Annotated in this window: 19 protein-coding genes; 14 read left to right on the forward strand and 5 right to left on the reverse strand. The window is 70.2% G+C overall.

Translation table 11 applies throughout. The annotated features are described in order from the left end of the window. The first annotated feature begins 72 nt into the window (after positions 1-72). From FMM06_RS02055 to FMM06_RS16660, 6 genes are all read left to right on the forward strand, one after another. Positions 73-3,393: an amidohydrolase family protein gene (locus FMM06_RS02055; protein ID WP_143554558.1), complete on the forward strand. Its 3,321-nt coding sequence runs from the start codon at positions 73-75 to the stop codon at positions 3,391-3,393. Between the two features lie 63 nt (positions 3,394-3,456). Further along, positions 3,457-4,239 carry an outer membrane protein assembly factor BamD gene (locus FMM06_RS02060; protein ID WP_143554559.1) on the forward strand — a complete coding sequence of 261 codons (783 nt, stop codon included), beginning with the start codon at positions 3,457-3,459 and terminating at the stop codon, positions 4,237-4,239. Between the two features lie 10 nt (positions 4,240-4,249). Beyond that, complete coding sequence (gene recN / locus FMM06_RS02065) at positions 4,250-5,914, forward strand: DNA repair protein RecN (RefSeq protein WP_143554560.1); 1,665 nt, start codon at positions 4,250-4,252, stop codon at positions 5,912-5,914. A gap of 2 nt (positions 5,915-5,916) precedes the next feature. After that, on the forward strand, positions 5,917-6,438 hold the full coding sequence (locus FMM06_RS02070) for a GNAT family N-acetyltransferase (protein WP_328591544.1): 522 nt from the start codon (positions 5,917-5,919) through the stop codon (positions 6,436-6,438). Next, complete coding sequence (gene ligA / locus FMM06_RS02075; protein WP_143554562.1) at positions 6,435-8,531, forward strand: NAD-dependent DNA ligase LigA; 2,097 nt, start codon at positions 6,435-6,437, stop codon at positions 8,529-8,531. The genes FMM06_RS02070 and ligA overlap by 4 nt, the downstream gene beginning before the upstream one ends. A gap of 122 nt (positions 8,532-8,653) precedes the next feature. Further along, positions 8,654-8,797, forward strand: a complete 144-nt coding sequence (locus tag FMM06_RS16660; protein ID WP_185965003.1) for a hypothetical protein — start codon at positions 8,654-8,656, stop codon at positions 8,795-8,797. Between the two features lie 4 nt (positions 8,798-8,801). Here FMM06_RS16660 and FMM06_RS02080 read toward each other — a convergent pair whose 3' ends face one another. Together FMM06_RS02080 and FMM06_RS02085 are read right to left on the reverse strand one after the other, a co-directional pair. Then, on the reverse strand, positions 8,802-9,707 hold the full coding sequence (locus FMM06_RS02080; RefSeq protein WP_143554563.1) for a 50S ribosomal protein L11 methyltransferase: 906 nt from the start codon (positions 9,705-9,707) through the stop codon (positions 8,802-8,804). Continuing rightward, the gene (locus FMM06_RS02085) at positions 9,697-10,398 is read right to left on the reverse strand and encodes an SDR family NAD(P)-dependent oxidoreductase (protein ID WP_143554564.1); all 702 of its coding nucleotides are present in this window, start codon (positions 10,396-10,398) and stop codon (positions 9,697-9,699) included. Before FMM06_RS02085 ends, FMM06_RS02080 begins: the two co-directional genes overlap by 11 nt. Positions 10,399-10,512: 114 nt before the next feature. Here FMM06_RS02085 and FMM06_RS02090 point away from each other — a divergent pair, with 114 nt between their 5' ends. The 6 genes from FMM06_RS02090 to FMM06_RS02115 all read left to right on the forward strand — a co-directional run bounded on the left by FMM06_RS02090 (position 10,513) and on the right by FMM06_RS02115 (position 15,838). Then, positions 10,513-12,099, forward strand: a complete 1,587-nt coding sequence (locus tag FMM06_RS02090) for an amidohydrolase family protein (RefSeq protein ID WP_143554565.1) — start codon at positions 10,513-10,515, stop codon at positions 12,097-12,099. Beyond that, positions 12,083-12,613 carry a GNAT family N-acetyltransferase gene (locus FMM06_RS02095; protein WP_143554566.1) on the forward strand — a complete coding sequence of 177 codons (531 nt, stop codon included), beginning with the start codon at positions 12,083-12,085 and terminating at the stop codon, positions 12,611-12,613. The genes FMM06_RS02090 and FMM06_RS02095 overlap by 17 nt, the downstream gene beginning before the upstream one ends. A gap of 12 nt (positions 12,614-12,625) precedes the next feature. After that, positions 12,626-13,669 (forward strand): DUF2855 family protein, encoded by a 1,044-nt coding sequence (locus FMM06_RS02100; protein ID WP_143554567.1) that lies wholly within the window; start codon positions 12,626-12,628, stop codon positions 13,667-13,669. A gap of 16 nt (positions 13,670-13,685) precedes the next feature. After that, positions 13,686-14,675, forward strand: a complete 990-nt coding sequence (cuyA, locus tag FMM06_RS02105) for a D-cysteate sulfo-lyase (RefSeq protein ID WP_143554568.1) — start codon at positions 13,686-13,688, stop codon at positions 14,673-14,675. Then, the gene (gene cuyB, locus FMM06_RS02110; protein WP_235889019.1) at positions 14,672-15,346 is read left to right on the forward strand and encodes a cysteate racemase; all 675 of its coding nucleotides are present in this window, start codon (positions 14,672-14,674) and stop codon (positions 15,344-15,346) included. Before cuyA ends, cuyB begins: the two co-directional genes overlap by 4 nt. Before the next feature lie 156 nt (positions 15,347-15,502). After that, on the forward strand, positions 15,503-15,838 hold the full coding sequence (locus FMM06_RS02115; protein WP_143554569.1) for a UrcA family protein: 336 nt from the start codon (positions 15,503-15,505) through the stop codon (positions 15,836-15,838). On the opposite strand, the gene FMM06_RS02120 is transcribed toward FMM06_RS02115, so the two are convergent. The 3 genes from FMM06_RS02120 to pyk all read right to left on the reverse strand — a co-directional run bounded on the left by FMM06_RS02120 (position 15,824) and on the right by pyk (position 19,220). Beyond that, positions 15,824-16,555: a LytR/AlgR family response regulator transcription factor gene (locus tag FMM06_RS02120; protein WP_143554570.1), complete on the reverse strand. Its 732-nt coding sequence runs from the start codon at positions 16,553-16,555 to the stop codon at positions 15,824-15,826. The two genes, FMM06_RS02115 and FMM06_RS02120, sit on opposite strands and share 15 nt — an antisense overlap. Further along, the gene (locus FMM06_RS02125) at positions 16,548-17,684 is read right to left on the reverse strand and encodes a sensor histidine kinase (RefSeq protein ID WP_143554571.1); all 1,137 of its coding nucleotides are present in this window, start codon (positions 17,682-17,684) and stop codon (positions 16,548-16,550) included. Before FMM06_RS02125 ends, FMM06_RS02120 begins: the two co-directional genes overlap by 8 nt. 93 nt (positions 17,685-17,777) lie before the next feature. Then, a complete protein-coding gene (gene pyk / locus FMM06_RS02130; RefSeq protein WP_143554572.1) occupies positions 17,778-19,220 on the reverse strand; it encodes a pyruvate kinase in 1,443 nt (480 codons plus the stop codon). 69 nt (positions 19,221-19,289) lie between these two features. Here pyk and FMM06_RS02135 point away from each other — a divergent pair, with 69 nt between their 5' ends. Both FMM06_RS02135 and FMM06_RS02140 read left to right on the forward strand, forming a co-directional pair. Further along, positions 19,290-19,625, forward strand: coding sequence for a DUF1244 domain-containing protein (locus tag FMM06_RS02135; protein ID WP_143554573.1), 336 nt, complete (start codon positions 19,290-19,292; stop codon positions 19,623-19,625). Positions 19,626-19,691: 66 nt separating this feature from the next. Beyond that, the gene (locus FMM06_RS02140) at positions 19,692-19,937 is read left to right on the forward strand and encodes a DUF2312 domain-containing protein (RefSeq protein ID WP_143554574.1); all 246 of its coding nucleotides are present in this window, start codon (positions 19,692-19,694) and stop codon (positions 19,935-19,937) included.

A 19,937-nucleotide genomic window follows, 5' to 3' on the forward strand; every position in this document is an offset into this window, starting at 1 on the left:
GGGTGACGGTCAACGCTCGCCAAGCGCCGAAAGCCGGTTTACCACCGCGTCACCTGCCATTCGGAGTTGTCCATGCGGAATACCGTCGCCAGCGTTCTCGCCGCGCTGTTCGTGCTTACCCCAGCCATCGCGCAGACGCCGGCCCCGCCCGCGCCCCCGCCCGTCGACAAGACGCAGGGGCCCGAGAACGAAGCGACGAACCCCGATCCTGCCGCGCCCGCGAAGCCAGTCGTGCCCATCGCGGCCGCCGACAAGTCGCCGCCCAAGCCCGCCAAGTGGGACGTCAACGCGCCGCAGGGCGCGACCGTCCGCCAGGTCAAGCTCGACGTCACCGAGGGCAGCTGGATGGACCTCGACGTGTCGCCCGACGGTCGCACCATCGCCTTCACCCTGCTCGGCGACATCTACACCATGCCGATCGCCGGCGGTACGCCGCGCCGGATCGCCGAAGGTCTTGCCTGGGAGGTGCAGCCGCGCTTCTCGCCCGACGGTACGCGCATCGCCTTCACCAGCGACCGCGGCGGCGGCGACAATATCTGGACGATGAACGCCGACGGCTCGAACAAGCAGCAGGTGACGAAGGAGGAGTTCCGCCTGCTCAACCAGCCGTCGTGGTCGCCCGACGGCAAGTATATCGCCGCCAAGAAGCACTTCACGACGGGCCGCTCGCTCGGCACCGGCGAGGTCTGGCTGTACCATGCCAGCGGCGGCGGCGGCGTGTTGCTCGTCAAGCGCGCCAGCGAGCAGTTGCAGAAGGAACTGGGGGAGCCGACGTTCACTCCGGACGGCAAGGGCATCTATTACACCCGCAACATCACGCGCGGGCCGATCTTTGAATATGCGCAGGATTCGAACACCGACCTGTTCAACATCGAACGCTACGACATGGAGACGACCGAGGTGACGACCGTCGCCAGCGGTGCGGGCGGTTCGGTGCGGCCCAACCCCTCGCCCGACGGCAAGAAGATCGCCTTCGTCCGCCGCGAGCGCGCCAAGTCCAAGCTTTACGTCCGCGACCTCGTAAGCGGCGAGGAGCGCAAGATCTACGACGCGCTCGACCAGGACGTGCAGGAGACGTGGGCGGTCACCGGGGTTTATCCGAACATGGACTGGACCCCGGATTCGAAGTCGGTGGTGTTCTGGGCGGGCGGCAAGATCCGCCGCGTCGATGCCGACGGCTCGAACGCGCGCGAGATCCCGTTCCGCGTCAGCGATACGCGCGGCGTCGTCGACGGCCCGCACCCGCAGATCGCCGTGTCGCCCGACCGCTTCACGACCAAGATCCCGCGCTGGGCGCAGGCGTCGCCCGACGGCCGCACGATCGTCTTCGAAAGCCTCGGCAAGCTGTACTTGAAGCCCGCGAGCGGTGGCACGGCGAAGCGCCTGACCAGCGGCGGTGACGGCTTCGAGCTGTTCCCGTCATGGTCGCGCGACGGCAGGTCGGTCGTCTTCGTCGCCTGGACCGACGCCGGGCTCGGGACGATCAGCGTCGTTCCCGCAAGCGGCGGCAAGGCGCGCGCGGTGACGACGCAGCCCGGCCATTACAGCCGCCCGCGCTTCTCGCCCGACGGCCGCACCATTGTCTTCGAAAAGGGCAGCGGCGGCGGGGTGACCAGCCCGCGCTGGGGCGAGAACCCGGGCGCCTACCGCGTCGCCACCAGCAGCGGCGCGATGACGCGCATCGCCAAGGACGTCGCCGAGCCGCACTTCGGCGCGTCGAACGATCGCGTCTTCATGGTTGCGCAGGCCAAGGAAAAGCGCCAGCTGGTCTCGACCGACCTCAGCGGCGAAGCGAAGCGGGTGCACGCCAGCGGCGACCTCGTCACCGCCTATCAGGTCGCGCCCGACGGCCAGAGCTTCGCCTTCCGCCAGAACTACGAGGGCTATGTGATGCCGCTGATGCCCGGCGCGCAGGAGGTTTCGGTCGACGGCAAGGGCGGCCCGCTTCCCGTCGTGCGCGTCAGCAGCGGCGGTGCCGACTGGCTGCACTGGTCGGGCACCAGGCTCAACTGGAGCATGGGGCCGACGCTCTATTCGGTCGCCGCACCGACCCTGTTCGCGCAGGCCCCGCGCGGCGAGGATGCGCCGAAGTTCAAGGCGCCGACGAGCGGCGTCTCGCTGGCGATGGACGTCAGCGCCGACCGTCCGTTGGGCAGCGTCGTGCTCAGCGGCGCGCGCGTCGTGACGATGGCGGACGCGCAGGGCGGCATCATCGACGACGGCGTCGTGGTGGTCACCAATGGCCGCATCGCCGCGGTCGGCAAGCGCGGGTCGGTGGCGATCCCCGCGGGCGCCAGGACGGTCGACGTGACCGGCAAGACGATCATCCCCGGCCTCGTCGATGCGCACGCGCACGGCTCGCAGGGGTCGGACGAGCTGGTGCCGCAGCAGAACTGGTCGCTGCTGCAGAACCTCGCGCTCGGCACGACGACGATCCACGACCCGTCGAGCCGCTCGGCCGAGATCTTCCCGGCGGCCGAGATGCAGCGCACGGGCCTCATTTTGGGCCCGCGCATCTTCTCGACCGGCGAGATCGTCTACGGCGCCAAGGCTCCTGACGTGTACGCGCAGATCGACAGCTACGACGATGCCCTCGCGCACGTCCGCCGGCTGAAGGCGCAGGGTGCGAACAGCATCAAGAACTACAACCAGCCGCGCCGCGAGCAGCGGCAGCAGGTCGTGGCGGCGGCGCGTGCCGAGAATATGCAGGTCGTCGCCGAGGGCGGCTCGCTGTTCGGCATGGACATGAATCTGATCGCTGACGGCAACTCGACGCTGGAGCATAATATCCCGCTTGGCGTCTTCTACCAGGATGTCGTCGACTTCTTCGCGGCTTCCAAGACCAACTACACGCCGACCCTGGTGGTCAGCTATGGCGGCCCGGCGGGCGACCCCTACTGGCGCCAAGCGACCGACATCTACGACCAGCCGCTGCTCAAGGCGCACACCCCGCCGGCCGAACTCGCCGCCGACGGCGCTCGCCGGGTCAAGGCGCCCGAGGCCGACTATATTGACGACGACAATGCCCGCGAGGCGCACAAGGTGGCGAAGCGCGGCGTGCTGGTGTCGATCGGTGCGCACGGCCAGCAGGCGGGTATCGGCCCGCACTGGGAGCTGTGGAGCTTCGTCCGCGGCGGCATGACGCCGATCGAGGCGCTCGCGGCAGGCACGATCACCTCGGCCAAGTCGCTCGGCATGGCGAAGGACATCGGCAGCCTCGAACCCGGCAAGCTGGCCGACCTCGTGGTGCTCGACGCCGATCCGACGGCCGACATCCGCAATTCGGAGAAGGTCCGCCAGGTCATGCTTGGCGGGCGGCTGTACGACGCCGCGACGCTCAACGAGACGGTGACGGGGACGCGCAAGCGGCTGCCGTATTATTGGGAAAAGTAGCGCACCCTAGCACGGGGGGAGGATCGCTTGGCACTCCCCCCGCCATGCGCTAAAGCAGCGCCCATGATCCGTGTCCCCCGTGCGTTCTTCCCCCTCGCTGCGGCGCTGGCGCTGACGGCGTGCGCCTCGTCGGGCGTCAAGAAGGACCGCGCGTACGTCGCGCGCGATGTCGAGACGCTGTACAACGTCGCGCGCGAGACGCTCGACAAGCGCCAGTACAAGCTGGCGGCGGCGATGTTCGACGAGGTCGAGCGCCAGCACCCCTATTCGGTCTGGGCGCGCCGTTCGCAGCTGATGAGCGCGTTCAGCTATTATGTCGCGCGCCAGTATCCGGACGCGATCCAGTCGGCGCAGCGCTTCCTGTCGCTCCACCCCGGCAGCCGCGAGGCGCCCTATGCCTATTACGTCATCGCGGTCAGCTATTACGAACAGATCAGCGACGTCGGCCGCGACCAGAAGATCACCCAGCAGGCGCTCGACGCGCTGAGCGAGCTGATCCGCCGCTACCCGAACACCGACTATGCCGCCGACGCCAAGCTGAAGATCGACCTGACTCGCGACCACCTTGCGGGCAAGGAGATGGAGGTCGGGCGCTTCTACCAGGACGGCCGCCTGTATCTCGCGGCGATCCTGCGTTTCCGCACCGTGGTCGACAAGTACGACACGACCAGCCACACGCCCGAGGCGCTGCACCGACTGGTCGAATCCTATCTCGCGCTCGGCATCCCCGAGGAGGCGAAGAAGGCCGCCGCGGTGCTCGGCTACAACTATCGCGGGTCGAAATGGTACGATCGCTCCTACGCGCTGATCGCCAAGAAGGCCCCCGGCGGGGCGACGCCCGCCTGACGCGGCCCCCGTGCTGACCGCGCTCGACATCCAGGGCGTGGTGCTGATCGAGGCGCTGCGCATCGATTTCTCCGACGGCCTGAGCGTGCTGACCGGCGAGACCGGCGCAGGCAAGTCCATCCTGCTCGATGCGCTCGGCCTGGCCCTCGGCGCGCGCGCCGACCCGGGCCTCGTGCGCCACGGCGATGCCGCCGCGCGCGTGACCGCGACCTTCGACCTCGCGGCCGGCCATCCGGCGTTCGCGATTCTCTCGGGCGGCGACATCGACAGCGACGCCGGCGAGCCGCTGATCCTGCGCCGCCAGCTCAAGGCCGATGGCGGCAGCCGCGCCTTCGTCAACGACCAGCCGGTGTCGGCGGCGCTGCTCCGCGAGATCGGCGCCAGCCTCGTCGAGATCCACGGTCAACACGACGATCGCGGCCTGCTCTCCGCACGCGGCCACCGCGCCCTGCTCGACACGTTCGCCCGTAGCCCGACTGCGCCGGTCGCCGCCGCGTGGGAGGCCTGGGCCGCCGCGATCGAGGCGCGCGCCACCGCCGCGGCAACGCTAGAAGCCGCGCAGCGCGACCGCGAATGGCTCGCCCACGCCGTCGCCGAGCTCCACGCGCTCGCCCCGGTCGCGGGCGAGGAAGCGAGCCTCGCCGCCGAGCGCGCCGACATGCAGAAGGGCGCCCGCCTTGCCGACGATCTGGCGAGCGTCGGCGACCTGCTCGACGGGTCGAGCGGCGGCTTCGCGCAAATGCGCAGTGCCGCGCGGCGCCTCGACCGCATCGCCGCCGAGCACCCGCTGCTGACGGAGGCGCTCGCCAGCCTCGACCGCGCCATCGTCGAGGGCAGCGAGGCCGAACAGCATCTGGCGGCCGCGCACGCCGCGCTGACCGTCGACCCGGCGCGCCTCGACGCCGCCGAGACGCGGCTGTTCGAACTCCGCGCCGCCGCCCGCAAACACCGCGTCGAACCCGATGCGCTCGCCGACCTCGCGGCCGAACTCCAGGCTCGCGCCGATGCGCTCGATGCCGGCGAGGCGGGCCTGGCGGGGCTCGACGAGGCGGTGCGCGTCGCGCGGCTGCGCTACCTCGACGCCGCCAACGCGCTGACCGCGACGCGCCAGGCGGGCGCCATCCGCCTCGACGCCGCGGTGATGGCCGAACTCGCGCCGCTGCGCCTCGACGCGGCGCGCTTCCGCACCGCGCTGGTGCCGCTGCCCGAATCCGATTGGTCGGCGGGAGGACGCGACCGTGTCGAGTTCGAGGTCTCGACCAATCCATCGGCTCCATTCGGCCCGCTGACCAAGATCGCCAGTGGCGGCGAGCTGTCGCGCTTCGTGCTGGCGCTCAAGGTCGCACTGGCTGGCACGGGCAGCGCGGGGACGCTGATCTTCGACGAGATCGACCGCGGCGTCGGCGGCGCGGTCGCCAGCGCCATCGGCGACCGGCTGGCGCGCCTCGCGAGCGGCACCCAGGTGCTGATCGTCACGCACAGCCCGCAGGTCGCGGCCCGGGGCGCGCACCAGTGGCGCATCGCCAAGTCGCACGACGGCAGCGTGACCCGCACCGACATCGTTGAACTGTCGGCGGACGAACGCCGCGAGGAGATCGCGCGCATGCTGTCGGGTGCGGAGGTCACCGCCGAGGCGCGCGCGCAGGCCAAGCGGCTGCTGGGATTGGGGGGATGACGATGGACCTGCCGATCGAGGTCGCCGGCGAAGGCGACCTCGCTGCGCTGCATGTGCTGATCGAGGCCGCGTATCGCGGCGACAGCGCGCGGCGGGGCTGGACGCACGAGGCTGACCTGCTCGGCGGGCAGCGCACCGATATCGAGGCGCTGGCGGCGATCGTCGGCGATCCCGGTCAGCGCCTGCTGGTCGCGCGCGGTCCGGCGGGCCTTGCGGGCTGTATCCAGATCGCGGTCAAGGACGGCGGCACCGGCTATCTCGGCCTGCTCGCGGTCGATCCCGAGGTGCAGGCGAACGGTCTCGGCGCGCGGCTGATCGCGGCGGCGGAGGCGCATCTGGCGCAGCTGAGCGCCTCGCAGGTCGAGATGACGGTGATCCGCCAGCGCACCGAACTGATCGCCTATTACCAGCGCCGCGGCTACACTTTGACCGGGGAGGTTCGCGACTTCCCCTATGGCGACGCGCGCTTCGGCGAGCCGCGGACCGGCGACCTGGCGTTCGTCGTGCTGGCGAAGTCGTTGTGAGCGACCCCGCCGCCGAGCTGGCGCACCTCGCCGCCGAGATCGCCGCGCACCGGCGGCGCTACGATGCCGAGGACGCACCGACGATCAGCGATGCCGAGTTTGACGCGCTGGTTCGCCGCAATGCCGAGCTGGAGGCGGCGCATCCGCACCTGAAGCGTGCCGACTCGCCGTCGGAAAAGGTTGGCAGCGCGCCCGCGCCGCAGTTCGGCAAGATTGTTCATGCGCGCCCGATGCTGAGCCTCGACAATGCGTTCAGCGAGGCCGAGCTGGCCGAGTTCGTCGCGCGCGTGCGGCGCTTCCTGCGGCTTTCCGACGACGAACCCGTGGCGCTGCTCGCCGAACCCAAGATCGACGGCCTGTCGGCCTCCCTGCGCTACAAGCGCGGCCGCCTGGTCAGCGGCGCGACCCGCGGTGACGGCGCGACGGGGGAGGACGTCACCGCCAACCTGCGGACTCTGGCCGATATTCCCGAGACGCTGAAGGGCGCGCCCGACGTGCTCGAGGTCCGCGGCGAGGTCTACATCCTCAAAGGCGATTTTCTCGATTTCAATGCCGCGCAAGTGGCGGCAGGCGCACGCGTCTATGCCAACCCGCGCAACTTCGCTGCCGGGTCGCTGCGTCAGCTCGACGTCGCGGTCACCGCGGCCCGGCCGCTGCGCTTTTACGCGCACGGGCTGGGCGAAATGAGCGCGCCACTCGCCGAGACGCAGAGCGCGACGATGGCGGCGCTGGCGAAGCTGGGCTTCCCCGTCGCCGAGGCGCGGCTGGTCGGCGACGTCGCTGGCGCGGTCGAGGCGTACGGCGCGGTCGATGCCGGGCGGTCGGCGCTGCCGTTCGACATCGACGGCGTGGTGTTCAAGGTCGACCGGCTCGACTGGCAGGAGCGGCTGGGGCAGGTCGCGCGCTCCCCGCGCTGGGCGGTGGCGTGGAAGTTCGCCGCCGAACAGGCGACGACGCGGCTGCTCGCGATCGACATCCAGATCGGGCGCACGGGTAGCCTCACACCGGTAGCGCGGCTCGAGCCGGTCGGCGTCGGCGGGGTGATCGTCGAGAATGCGACGCTGCACAACGAGGACGAGATCGCGCGCAAGGACGTGCGCGTCGGCGACGTGGTGCGCATCCAGCGTGCCGGAGACGTGATCCCGCAGGTGCTCGGCTTCGCGACGCCGCAGGCCGAGCATGATGCGCTCGAACCATTCCGGTTTCCGCATGTCTGCCCCGATTGCGGCAGCGACGCGGTGCGCGAGGCGGGCGAGGTGGTGCGGCGCTGCACCGGCGGGCTCATCTGCCCGGCGCAGCGCGTCGAGCGGCTCAAGCATTTCGTGTCGCGCCGGGCGCTGGACATCGAGGGGCTGGGCGCCGAGCGCATCGAGCTCTTCGTCGGCGAAGGCCTGATCGCGACGCCGGGCGACATCTTCCGGCTACGGGATCATCGCGACGTGCTGGTGGCGCGCAAGGGGTTCGACGCGATCTCGGTTGATAAGCTGCTGGCGGGCATCGACGCGCGGCGCTCGGTCGAGTTCGAGCGCTTCCTGTTCGGCCTCGGCATCCGCCACGTCGGCGAGGAGCGGGCGCGCGACATTGCGCGGGCGAGCAGCGATTGGGCGTCTTTCGCGGCGCGGATGGATGCGGCGGTAGGGCTGAAGGCGGCTTTCGTGCCTGCTGTCGGCGAGAGCGACGAGAAGGCGGCGCGGCGGCTGGCGGGGGCGCTTGCCGAACTGGTCGGCGTAACCCGCGTCGGCCCCGAGGTGGCGGCATCGCTCGCCGACTTCTTCGCGGAAGCCCACAACCGCGACGTCGTCGCCGACCTGCTTGCGCAGGTCGAGGTGCGCGCCGTCGAGCATGTCGTGCGCGCGTCCGCCGTAACGGGCAAGACGGTCGTGTTCACCGGCACGCTCGCGACGCTGAGCCGCGACGAGGCGCGTGCGCAGGCGGAGGCGCTGGGTGCCCGCGTCGCCGGGTCGGTATCTGCGAAGACCGATCTTGTTATCGCAGGCGAAGGTGCGGGGTCCAAGGCGGCGAAAGCGGCGGCACTCGGCATCGAGGTGATCGACGAAGCCGCGTGGCAGGCGCTCGTATCTACCGCACGTTGAGGCTATGTCGCACCTGCATGGCTGCTACGATGTTTGCTGCACTGCACAACCCTGCTTCTGCTAGGTAGATAACAGCACCGGATCGGTAAACGATCGATCCGGATTTTGCAGGAGTAGCGGCAATGAAAGCCGTCGTAGAGACCATGGAGCCGGTTGTCCGGCCCGTCACCATCCGCCCCGTCGTTGCCACCGCGCCGCGCCGGCCGATCGCGCAGTTCATGCCCGTTCGTGCCGAAGCAACGCTGTTCCACGCCTGGCGCGCGTAACCGTCTAAGGGCGTTTCAACACCAGCGTCGGCCATTCGCCGCCGCTGGTGGCAACCCGTCGCAGACCGCGCGCCGCATAGGCCGCGGTCACTCGCGTCGCCTGACAATCGAGCAGGCCCGCCAGCACGAGATGCCCGCCGCGTGCCAATACGGCACTGACCGGCCCCGCAAGCGCGATAAGTGGCGCCGCGAGAATATTCGCGGCGATCAGGTCGTATGGGCCGCGCCGAACCAGCCGCGCATCGGCCATGCCGACCGCGGTAAACACCTCGATCCTTCCCTCGCCGATTCCGAGCCGCAGGGCGTTGGCGCGGACATTGTCGCGTGTCACCGCCACCGAGACAGGGTCGATGTCGCTCGCGGTGACCCGCGCGCGCGGCCAGCGCTTCGCCGCCGCCATCGCCAGTACGCCAGTACCCGTCCCCAGATCGAGAATGTCGGTAAAGCGATTCGCATGGCCCAGCCGGTCGATCGCGGCGAGGCAGCCGTGCGTCGTCGCGTGCTGTCCGGTCCCGAACGCCAGCCCCGCCTCGATGACCAGCCCGATCTGCCCGGCCCGGCGCTCGTGCGCGTGGGCGGCAGTGGCGACATGGAAACGTCCAGCGCTGACGGGGGTCAGGCCGGCCTGGCTAAGCGTTACCCAGTCACTGTCGGGGAGCCGCTCGACGAGCGGCTGACTTCCGCGCGACGGCACCATCGCCGCAAGCCGCGCGAGCCATTCGGGTTCGGGCTCCTCCGCGAAATAGGCGTGCAGCCGCCAGTCGTCGGGAGCGTGCGGGTCGGGCTCGTCGGCGATCAGCGTCGGCGGCTGGTCGAGGTCGGCAAAGGCGTCTTCGGCAAAAGGCAGCGCCTCCGCCTCGGCGCGCGTGCAGGCTAGGGTGACCTTCCAGACCCCTGCCTCAGCGGACATAGCTCGCCCCGTTGACGTCGAGCGTCGCCCCGGTCAGCGACGGCGGGGCATCGAAGGCGAGCCAGCGGATCGTCTCGGCAACCTCCGCCGGCGTCGCGACACGGCCGAGCGGGATGTCCGCCAGCAATTTGTCGCCGCCGCGGCTGGCCAGATAATCCTCCGCCATACCGGTCATCACGAATCCCGGCGCAACCGCGAAGGCGAGGACGCCCTGTGCCGCATAGGCACGCGCGATGGTCTTGGTCATCGCGATCAGTCCCGCTTTATGCGCGGCATAGTGCCAGTGCGCGGGGCTGTCGCCGCGGTGCCCGGCGCGACTGGCGACGTTGACGATGCGCCCGCCGCCGCGGCCCTGAAAATGCTGCACGGCGCGGCGGCACAGGTCGGCGGGCCCCTGCAGGTTGATCGCATGCCCCCGCGCCCAGGTCGCCTGCCACTCGGCGTCCGGCGCGTCGAGCGCGACGCCTTCGAACACCCCGGCATTGTTGACCAGCACGTCGATCCGCCCGCCCAGCTGCGCCAGCGCCGCCTCCCACAGCGCATCGCCCGCCCCGGCAAGCGACAGGTCGGCGGCGATCAGCCCGTCGTCCCCGCCGGTCGACTGCCCGGCGATGGTCGCGCCAGCGTAGCGCAGGACGTTCAGGGTGGCGGCGCCGATGCCGCGCGATGCGCCGGTGAGGAGGATATTCATGCAGCCTCCCATGCCGGTCCGCCGCCGCCGGTTCAACTGTCGGCGCACCGTTGCGGGGGTCGTGACGGCGCGGGCGGCCTGTTCTATGCCGGTGGAATAACTGGGGGGGTGCGCATGCGGCTGTTGTTGATCCTGGCGGCACTGCTCGCGGCTCCGGCGCTCGCCGCCGACATGCTGCCGACGCCGGCGCGTTCGGCGAGCGAGGGGGCGGGCCCCTATCCGCGGCTGGTCATCCGCGGTGCGACGATCATCCAGGGGGATGGTGCACCGCCGTACGGGCCCGCGGACATCGTCATCGAGGGCAACCGCATCGTCGATATCCGCAGTGCGGGCACGCCGGGCCTGCCGCTGAAGGCCGACCGCGAGCCGCGCGGGAGCGCGCGCGAGATCGATGCGAGCGGCATGTTCGTGCTGCCGGGCTTCGTCGATACCCACGCGCACAGCGGCGACGCCGACAAGGCGCCCGACCACAGCTATCCGTACCGCCTGTGGCTGGCGCACGGGGTCACGACGGTCCGCGGCGTGCCGCTGTTCGGCGATCCCGCGCGCAGTCTTGACGACAAGCGCCGGTCGGCTGCGAACGCGATCACCGCGCCGCGCATCTATGCCTATCAGACCTTGGGCAGCGGCTGGGCGCAGGGCCGCGTCGATACGCCCGACAAGGCACGCGCCTGGGTGCGCTGGGCGGCGGCTCAGGGGGTCGACGGCATCAAGTTCTTCAACCGCGGCGACGAGACGGCGGCGATCATCCGCGCGGCGATCGCCGAGGCCAAGCTGCGCGGGCTGGGCACCGTCGCGCATCTGTCGCAGCCGGGGATCGCGCAGCTGAATGCCGCGCAAGCGGGTGCTGCGGGGCTGGGCGCGGTCACGCACTTCTATGGGCATTTCGAATCGCTGCTGAAGGGCCGCCGCCTGCAGGATTATCCGGCGGACTATAATTTCTACGACGAGGCGAAGCGCTTCGGCGGCATCGCCGAGATCTGGGACCAGACTCACGAACCCGGCGGGCCCGAGTGGCAGGCCTATCTGGAGGCGCAGAAGGCCTCCGGGGTGACCTTCGACCCGACGTTCAACATCTACTCCGCGTCGCGGGACCTGATGCGGGCGCGCAACGCCGACTGGCACGCGCTGTACACGCCGCCGTCGCTCCTGCGCTTCTACCAGTCGAACCGCGACAACCACGGGTCGTATTTCTACGACTGGACGACCGCAAACGAGGTGACGTGGCGCAATTTCTACGCGCGCTACATGCGGCTGATCAACGATTACAAGAACATTGGCGGGCGGGTCACGGCGGGGTCGGACTCGGGCTTTATCTTCCAGACGTGGGGCTTCGGCTATGTGCTCGAGCTCGAGATGCTGCAGGAGGCGGGGTTCGCACCGCTTGAGGTGATCGAGGCGGCGACGTGGAACGGCGCGCAGACGCTGAACGAACCCAAGGGGACCGAGCCGCAGTTCGGCGTCGTGCGGCGCGGCATGCTCGCCGACCTGGTGATCGTGCCGGAAAACCCGCTCCAGAACCTGAAGACCCTGTACGGCACCGGCACCGAGCGTCTGAACGAGCGCACCAACCGGCAGGAGCGGGTGGGCGGCGTGCGCTGGACGATCAAGGACGGCATCGTGTTCGACGCGCCCGCGCTGCTGGCGAGCGTGGCGCGTGACGTGGCGGCAGAGAAGGCTCGAGATGCTGCGGCCCGCTGACGGAACGTTCGAGACGCCGCGCTGCCGGGTGCGCTTCGTGCGTGTCGAGGATGCGGCGGCGATGTACGTGATCCGCTCGCAGATGCCGTGGGACCCGCAGACGCGCGACATGGACGCGACGATCGACATGCTCGCCGAGATCGCGGCGCGGCCATGGGACGAGCTCGGCTGGCGGCAGTTCGCGGTGCTCGATACGGATGACCGCATGATTGGCGACATCGGGGTCAATTTCGGCAGCCCGACGGTGGGGCAGGCCGAACTGGGCTTCGCCTTCGCCCCCGAGGCGCGCGGGCAGGGCTTGGCGAGCGAGAGCATCGGCGCGCTGATCGAGCGGCTGTTCGACCGCGCGGGGCTGCACCGCATCGAGGCGACGACCGACGCGCGCAATCTGCCAACACAGCGCCTGCTGACCCGCCTGCGTTTCCGGCAGGAAGCCCATTATGTGCAGAGCTGGCCGCTCGAAGATGGCAGTTGGTCCGACGAACTGGGCTATGCCCGGCTGGCGAGCGAATAGGGGAGGGTGCGCGTGGACATCACCGAACTGCTGATCGATCGGACCGACCTGGCAAGCGCCCATCTGGCGACCCGCACCGCAGCGGTCGGTGAGGGGCAGGCCGCTTTTGCGGTGGAGACCTTCGCGCTGACCGCCAATAACGTGACCTACGCGGCGCATGGGAAGGACATGCGCTACTGGGATTTCTTTCCCGCGCCCGAGGGGCATGGGATCGTGCCGGTCTGGGGCTTCGGCCGCTGCGTCGAAAGCCGCGTCGAGGGGATCGCCGTCGGCGACCGCGCCTATGGTTACTGGCCCTGCGCGAACGGTGCTGTGCTGACCCCCGCCAAGGTAACGCCGCGAGGCTTTGTCGATGCGGCGGCACACCGCAGTGAACTATCGGCGGTCTACAACGGCTATCTCCGCGCCGATCCGGCGATGGGCGACGAGCGTATTCAGGCGCTGTTCCGGCCGCTCTACATCACGTCCTTCCTACTCGACGCGCAGCTCGGCGAAGGCGGTGGCACGGCGGTGCTGTCGAGCGCGTCGTCGAAGACTGCCCTGGGTTTTGCGCATGCGCTGAAGGCGCGCGGCAACTGGCACGTCGTCGGGCTGACTTCCCGGCGCCACGTTTCGTTCGTCGCAGCGACGGGGTGCTACGATTCGGTGGTCCCCTACGACGAGGTCGGGTCGCTGACTGCCGATAGCCGTGCGATCTTCGTCGACTTCGCGGGCGACGGCGCGTTGCGTGCCGCGGTCCATGCGGCACTCAAGGATGGGCTGGCCGCGAGCATCGTGGTCGGCGACACGCACTGGGACGTCGCGGGCAACCCGCATGCGGTCGGCCCCAAACCACAATTCTTCTTTGCGCCTGCGGTGCTCGCGGACCGGCTGAAGGACTGGGGGCAGGCTGGCTTCGACGCGCGGCTGGCGGCGGGCTGGACGGCGTTCACCGCCGCCGCGGCGGATTGGCTGCGTGTCGTCGATCGGGCCGGAATGGCGGAGGCGCAGGACATCTTTACCGCGCTGGTTGCGGGCCGTGTCGACCCCGCGGAGGGGATTATCGTCCGGCCGTAACCTGCTAGGGAGGGGCATGGACCTCGCCCGCTTTCCCCGCCGCCGCTACACCCCCGGCCCGACGCCGCTCGAACGCATGCCGCATTTGTCCGGACAAGTGCGCCGCGACCTGTGGATCAAGCGCGACGACCTGCTCGGCCTGGCAGGCGGCGGCAACAAGACGCGAAAGCTTGAGTTTCTCGTCGCCGATGCGCTGGCGAAGGGCGCCGACACGCTGATCACCGTCGGGGCGCCGCAGTCGAACCATTGCCGCCTGACGCTTGCCGCCGCGGTGCGCGAGGGGCTGAAGTGCCGCCTGATCCTCGAGGAGCGCGTGGCCGGCAGCTATGCCGCGCAAGCGACGGGCAACAATCTGTTGTTCGACCTGATGGGCGTCGAGAACATTCGCGTCATGCCGGCAGGCAGCGACCTCGCGGCCGCGATGGCGGAAGAGGCCGAGGCGGTGCGCGCACTCGGCCGCGTGCCGTACGCGATCGCCGGCGGCGGATCGGTGCCGCTGGGCACGCTCGGCTATGTCGCGTGCGCGCAGGAGATTCTGGCGCAGAGCCTCGATGCCGGCGTCGCGTTCGACCGCGTCGTGGTGGCGAGCGGCAGTGCGGGCACGCACGCCGGGCTGCTCGTCGGCCTCAACGCCGCGTCGTGGGACGGCGCGGTGACGGGCATCAACGTCCGCCGCCCGCAGGCCGAGCAGGAGGGCAATGTCCACACTTTGTGCGTGCAGACCGCTGCGATGCTGCGCACGGCGCCGCCCGAGCGGCACGCGGTGACCTGCCTCGATCGCTGGGTCGGGCCGGGCTATTCGCTGCCGACGCCGGAGATGGCGGCGGCGGTACGGACCGCGGCGCGGACCGAGGGCGTGCTGCTCGACCCCGTCTACACCGGCAAGGCGTTCGCCGGGCTGCTCGGCCTGATCGAGACGGGCGAGATCGAACCGGGCGAGCGCGTGCTGTTCGTCCACACCGGCGGCTCGCCCGCACTGCATGCGTACGCGGACCAGCTGAGGTGAAAACGGTCGGCGTGCTCGGCGGCATGGGGCCGGCGGCGACGCTCGACTTTCTCGTCCGCCTGCACGCCGCGACGCCGGCACAGGGCGATGCCGATCACCTGCGCGTCATCACCGATTCGGACCCGCGTGTGCCGGGGCGCAATGCGGCGCTGAGCGGGGACGGGCCGTCGCCGGGACCGCCGCTCGCGGCGATGGCGCGCGGGCTGGTCACGGCGGGGGCCGAACTGCTCGCGATGCCGTGCAACGCCGCGCATGGCTGGGCAAACGAGATTGTCGCCGCGACGCCGGTGCCCTTCGTCTCGATGATCGACGCCGCGGTCGCTGCGGTGCTCGCCAGCGGGGCACGGACGGTGGGGGTGCTCGCGGCCGACGCGACGCTGCGGTCGGGTCTGTACCGCAACGCGCTGACCGCGCACGGGATCGCGGTGATCGACGTCGCGAGCGCGGACTTCATGCCCGTGCTGGCGCGCATCAAGGGGGGCGACACCGGACCCGCGGTCCGCGCCGCGATGGCCGCCCTCGCCGCCGGCCTCGTCGCGCAAGGGGCGGACGCGGTGCTGGCGGCGTGTACCGAGGTGCCGCTGGTGCTCTCGCCCGCCGATGTCGCCGTGCCGCTGATCGACGCGACGGGCGCGCTGGTCGACGCGGTGCTGGCGGCGGCGCTCGCCTGACATTCGTCGACCGGGGCGGGTCGTTCGTCGATGCGCGGCGACCCCCGTCGAAGCGCGGGAAGCCTTGAACGAAGCCACCGCGACGCCGTCCGGGTGGTCACCTAGCAAGCGCGGGACGGCGATTGGCGCCGTCGCCGACTTTGCAGGAGAGCCCCCATGTTCCGCCGTCTTACCTTGTTCGTGCCGCTGCTGATCGCGGTCCCCGTCTGTGCCGGTCCGGCGCAGGTCACCGTCTCGCACGCCGACCTTGACCTCGCGTCCGCTGCCGGCCAGTCGACCCTCGAGAGCCGCTTGAACGGTGCGGTGCGCCAGGTCTGCGGCGTCAGCAACGAGCCCAGCCTGAAGCTTCGCATGGCGATGGCGAAGTGCAGCAGCGATGCCCGCGCAGCTGCGAAAGCGCAGATGCAGGTCGCGGTCGCCCGCGCCGAAGCCGCGACACAGTTCGCCGCCGCCAGCAGCGCCCCCCGCGCCCAGGCGTCAGCCCTGCGTTAAGGCGCGTGCCGCGTCGAGATAAGTACGGCCGATGGACGCGACGCGGCCATCGGTCAGTACCGCCGACCAGGTCCCGCCGCCCTCGCGCCGCAGGCCTGCGATCCGGTCGCGCCGCACGATCGTCGAGCGGTGCAGGCGGATGAACGCCTGCGGGTCGAGCCGCTGCTCCAACGCGGCGATGGTCGCGTGCATCAGATACGACCGCTCGCCCAGGTGCAGCCGCATATAGTCGCGCTCGGCCTCGATCCGGTCGATCGCCGCGACGTCGATGCGCAGGATTTCGCCGCGATGCGGCACCCAGAACTCGCTCGCCCAATTGCTCTCGGCCGCCGCCGCCGGGGCATCGCGCTTGGCCTGCGCCCGCGCCACCGCCCGCGCCAGCCGCGCCGCGTCAATGGGCTTGAGCAGATAATCGACCGCCTCGACCTCGAAGGCCGCAACCGCGAAGTTATCGTACGCCGTGCAGAAGATGATCAGCGGGCGCACGGGACGCTGGCTCAGCTCCGTCGCGAGCGCGATGCCGCTCATCCCCGGCATGGTGATGTCGAGCAGCAGCAGCTCGGGCGCCGTCGCGTCGATCAGGCGCAGCGCGGCGGAGGCATCGCCCGCGCTGCCGACCAGCCTGATCTCGGGGAGGCTCGCGCACAGGATCTGCAGCCGCTCGATCCCTAGCGGCTCGTCGTCGACGATCAGCGTCCGCAGCGGTGCGTCAGGCATGCGCGGCAGCGGGGCGGGGCAGCCAGCGCAGCGTCGTCGGCATCGGCACGCCGAGCACGACGCGGTAGCCGCCGCCGAGCCGCGGTCCCGCCTCGCAGCGGGCGCGCTCGCCGAAGCGCGCGGCCAGGCGCTCGCAGACGTTGCGCATGCCGGTGCCGGTGCTCGGCGCCGCGGTGCCCGCCGGTGCGCCATCGTCCTCGACGACGATCTCCAGCCAGTCGCCGACCGCGCGTGCGCGGATCGATACCGTCACCGGCCGCTGCGTCGGCGCGACCCCGTGCTTGATCGCGTTCTCGACGACCGGCTGCAGAATCAGCCCTGGCACGCGCACGTCGGCGAGCGCGTCGGGGACATCGATGTCGATCAGCAGGCGCTCGGGAAAGCGCACCGCCTCGATCGCCAGGTACAGGCGCTGCATCGCGATCTCGTCGGCCAGCGGCACGTCGGCGACGGGGTCGCCGGTCAGACTGCTGCGGAAGAAGGTCGACAGCGTCATGATCATCCGCTCGGCGTCGGCGTTGCGCCCCGCCAGCACCAGCGCCGACAGCGAGTTCAGCGTGTTGAACAGGAAATGCGGGTTGATCTGGTACCGCAGCGCGCGGAGTTGAGCGGCCTGTGCCTCGGCCTGGTAGCGCGCCGCCTGGCGCTCGGCGTGGCGGACGCGCGCGGCATTGGCCATCGCCACCCACAGCACGCCCCAGGCGACGATGAAGAAATACCAGCTGACCGCCGAATCCACGATGTGGTGCAGCGGCGAATCGAGCTTCTTCGGGTTTTTCGCCAGCTCGGCAAGCGTGTTCTCGCTGGGCGACACGACGTAGAAGGCCATGTAGTTGATCGCCGAATAGGCGAGCGCGATCGGTACCGCCGCCAGGATCGCGGTGAGTACTAAGGTACGCGTCGTCCGGCCCTCGACCTGGCGCAGGACGAGATACAGGATCCCGGTGAGCATGATGCCGAAGACCGCGACGACCGCGCGCCGTCCGAGCATGTCGAATTGGTCGGGCCCGTCCCACATCGCCGCGCGCATGCTGTTGAGCGAGAAATAGAACGCCCAGAAGCCAAGGATCGACAGGACCGCAAGGCGGGGCGGTGCCCGTCCGGTCGGCGGCTGTTCGGGGTCGGCCATCCCCAATGACTACAAAGCGTGACACCCAGCGTCCATGCGCCCCGCGTCGTCTGTCGAAGCAGGGGTGACGTTGGTCGAACGGTCGCGCCTGATTCAGTATCCGGTCAGTTCGCTGCCCGTCAGCCGCACGACATGGACGACGTTAGTCGTGCCCGGCGTCGAGAAGGGCACCCCGGCGATCAGCACGAGCAGGTCGCCGCCTTTGCCCAGGCCGGTGCGCAGCGCCATGCGCTTCGATTTCTCGACCATCTCCTCGAAGCCCGCGACGTCGCGCGTCGTGACCGCATGGACGCCCCACACCAGCCCCATGCGGCGCGCGGTGGCGAGCACCGGCGTCAGGCACAGGATCGGCACAGAGGCCCGCTCACGCGCCACGCGCCGCACGGTCGAGCCGGTGATGGTGAAGCAGGCAATCGCTTTCGCCCCCACGGTGCGCGCGATCGCGCCGCCGGCGGACGAAATCGCGTCCGCGGTCGTCGCGCCGCTCGCCGCCTCGGCGAAGTGGACGCGCGCGTACCACAGGGGGTCGTCCTCGACCTGGTCGGCGATGGCGTCCATCATCGCGACCGCCTCGACCGGCCAGTTGCCTGCCGCGCTTTCGGCCGACAGCATGACCGCGTCGGCGCCGTCGTAGATCGCGGTGGCGACGTCGCTGACCTCGGCGCGCGTCGGCGACGGCGACTGGATCATCGATTCGAGCATCTGCGTGGCGACGACGACGGGCTTGCCCAGCGCGCGCGCCATCGCGACGATGCGCTTCTGCGCACGCGGGACCTGTTCGGGGGGCAGCTCGACGCCAAGGTCGCCGCGCGCGACCATGACCGCATCGGCAAGCTCGAGGATCTCGTGAAGCCGCTCCATCGCCTGCGGCTTCTCGATCTTCGCGAGCAGCGCGGCGCGACCGCCGATCAGGGCGCGCGCCTCGGCGACATCCTCGGGGCGCTGGACGAAGCTCAACGCGATCCAGTCGGCACCATGGTCGAGCGCGAAGGCAAGGTCGGTGCGGTCCTTGGGGGTCAGCGCCGCGAGCGGCACGACGACGTCGGGGACGTTCAGCCCCTTGTTGTTCGACAATTTGCCGCCGACCACCACCTCGGTGACCAGCCGCGTGGGCGCCGCCTCGACGACGCGCAGCACCATCTTGCCGTCGTCGAGCAGCAGGCGCGCGCCGACCGTCAGCGCGGCGAAAATCTCCTTGTGCGGCAGCTCGACCCGCGTGGCGTCGCCGGGTGTCTTGTCCATGTCGAGGACGAAGCGCGCGCCGGTCGTCAGTTCGATCGACCCTTCGGCGAAGCGCCCGACGCGCAGCTTCGGGCCCTGCAGGTCGGCGAGAACGGTCAGCGGGCGGCCGGTTTCCTTCTCCAGCGTGCGGATGTGCGCGATCAGCGAGGCGCGCGCCTCGGGCGTGCCGTGGCTCATGTTGATGCGGAAGGCGTCGGCGCCGGCCACGAACAATTTGCGGATCATCTCGAGGCTCGCGGACGCGGGCCCGAGGGTGGCGAGAATCTTCACGCGGCGGCGGCGCGGGTCGGTCATGGCTCGGCTGCTCCTGTGCGCGCGCCGCTGCTAGCGGTATAGCAGCGCGACCTCAAGGAGCAGAAAGCAATGAACGAAGCCGCCGAAGCCGCTGTCTTCCGCCGACTGGTCGCGCATCTGCGTCACCGCACCGACGTCCAGAACGTCGACCTGATGGGGGTCGGCGGGTTTTGCCGCAACTGCCTGGGCGACTGGCTCGCCGAAGCTGCGGGAATCTCGAAGGAACAGGGCCGCGAGCTCGTCTACGGCATGCCCTATGCCGAGTATAAGGCGGCGCACCAGACCGCGGCGACGCAGGAACAGCTCGACCGCATGGCCGCGAGCGTCGCGAGGAACGAGCGGCTCGACGCCGCGCTCGCCGACAGTTTCCCGGCCAGCGACCCGCCCTCGGCAAGCGAACCCTGACGCGCCCAGTAGCGCCTGCGCGCCGCTTGCCCTAGCTTGCCCGAATACGAATCACCGGGAGTAAGAATGTCGACGGAAAACGTCTCCGCCGAACAGCTGCGGCTGTTCATCGAGCGGATCGAGCGCCTCGAAGAGGACAAGAAGGCTCTCGCGGACGACATCAAGGATGTGTACGCCGAGGCCAAGGGTACGGGGTTCGACACCAAGACGATGCGTGCCATCGTCCGCCTGCGAAAGATGGAGAAGGCGGCACGCCAGGAGGCCGAGGCGCTGCTCGACACCTACAAGACCGCGCTCGGGCTGATCGACTAG

Origin of the sequence: Glacieibacterium frigidum (assembly GCF_007097155.1) — a bacterium.
Taxonomy (GTDB): Bacteria; Pseudomonadota; Alphaproteobacteria; order Sphingomonadales; family Sphingomonadaceae; genus Glacieibacterium; species Glacieibacterium frigidum.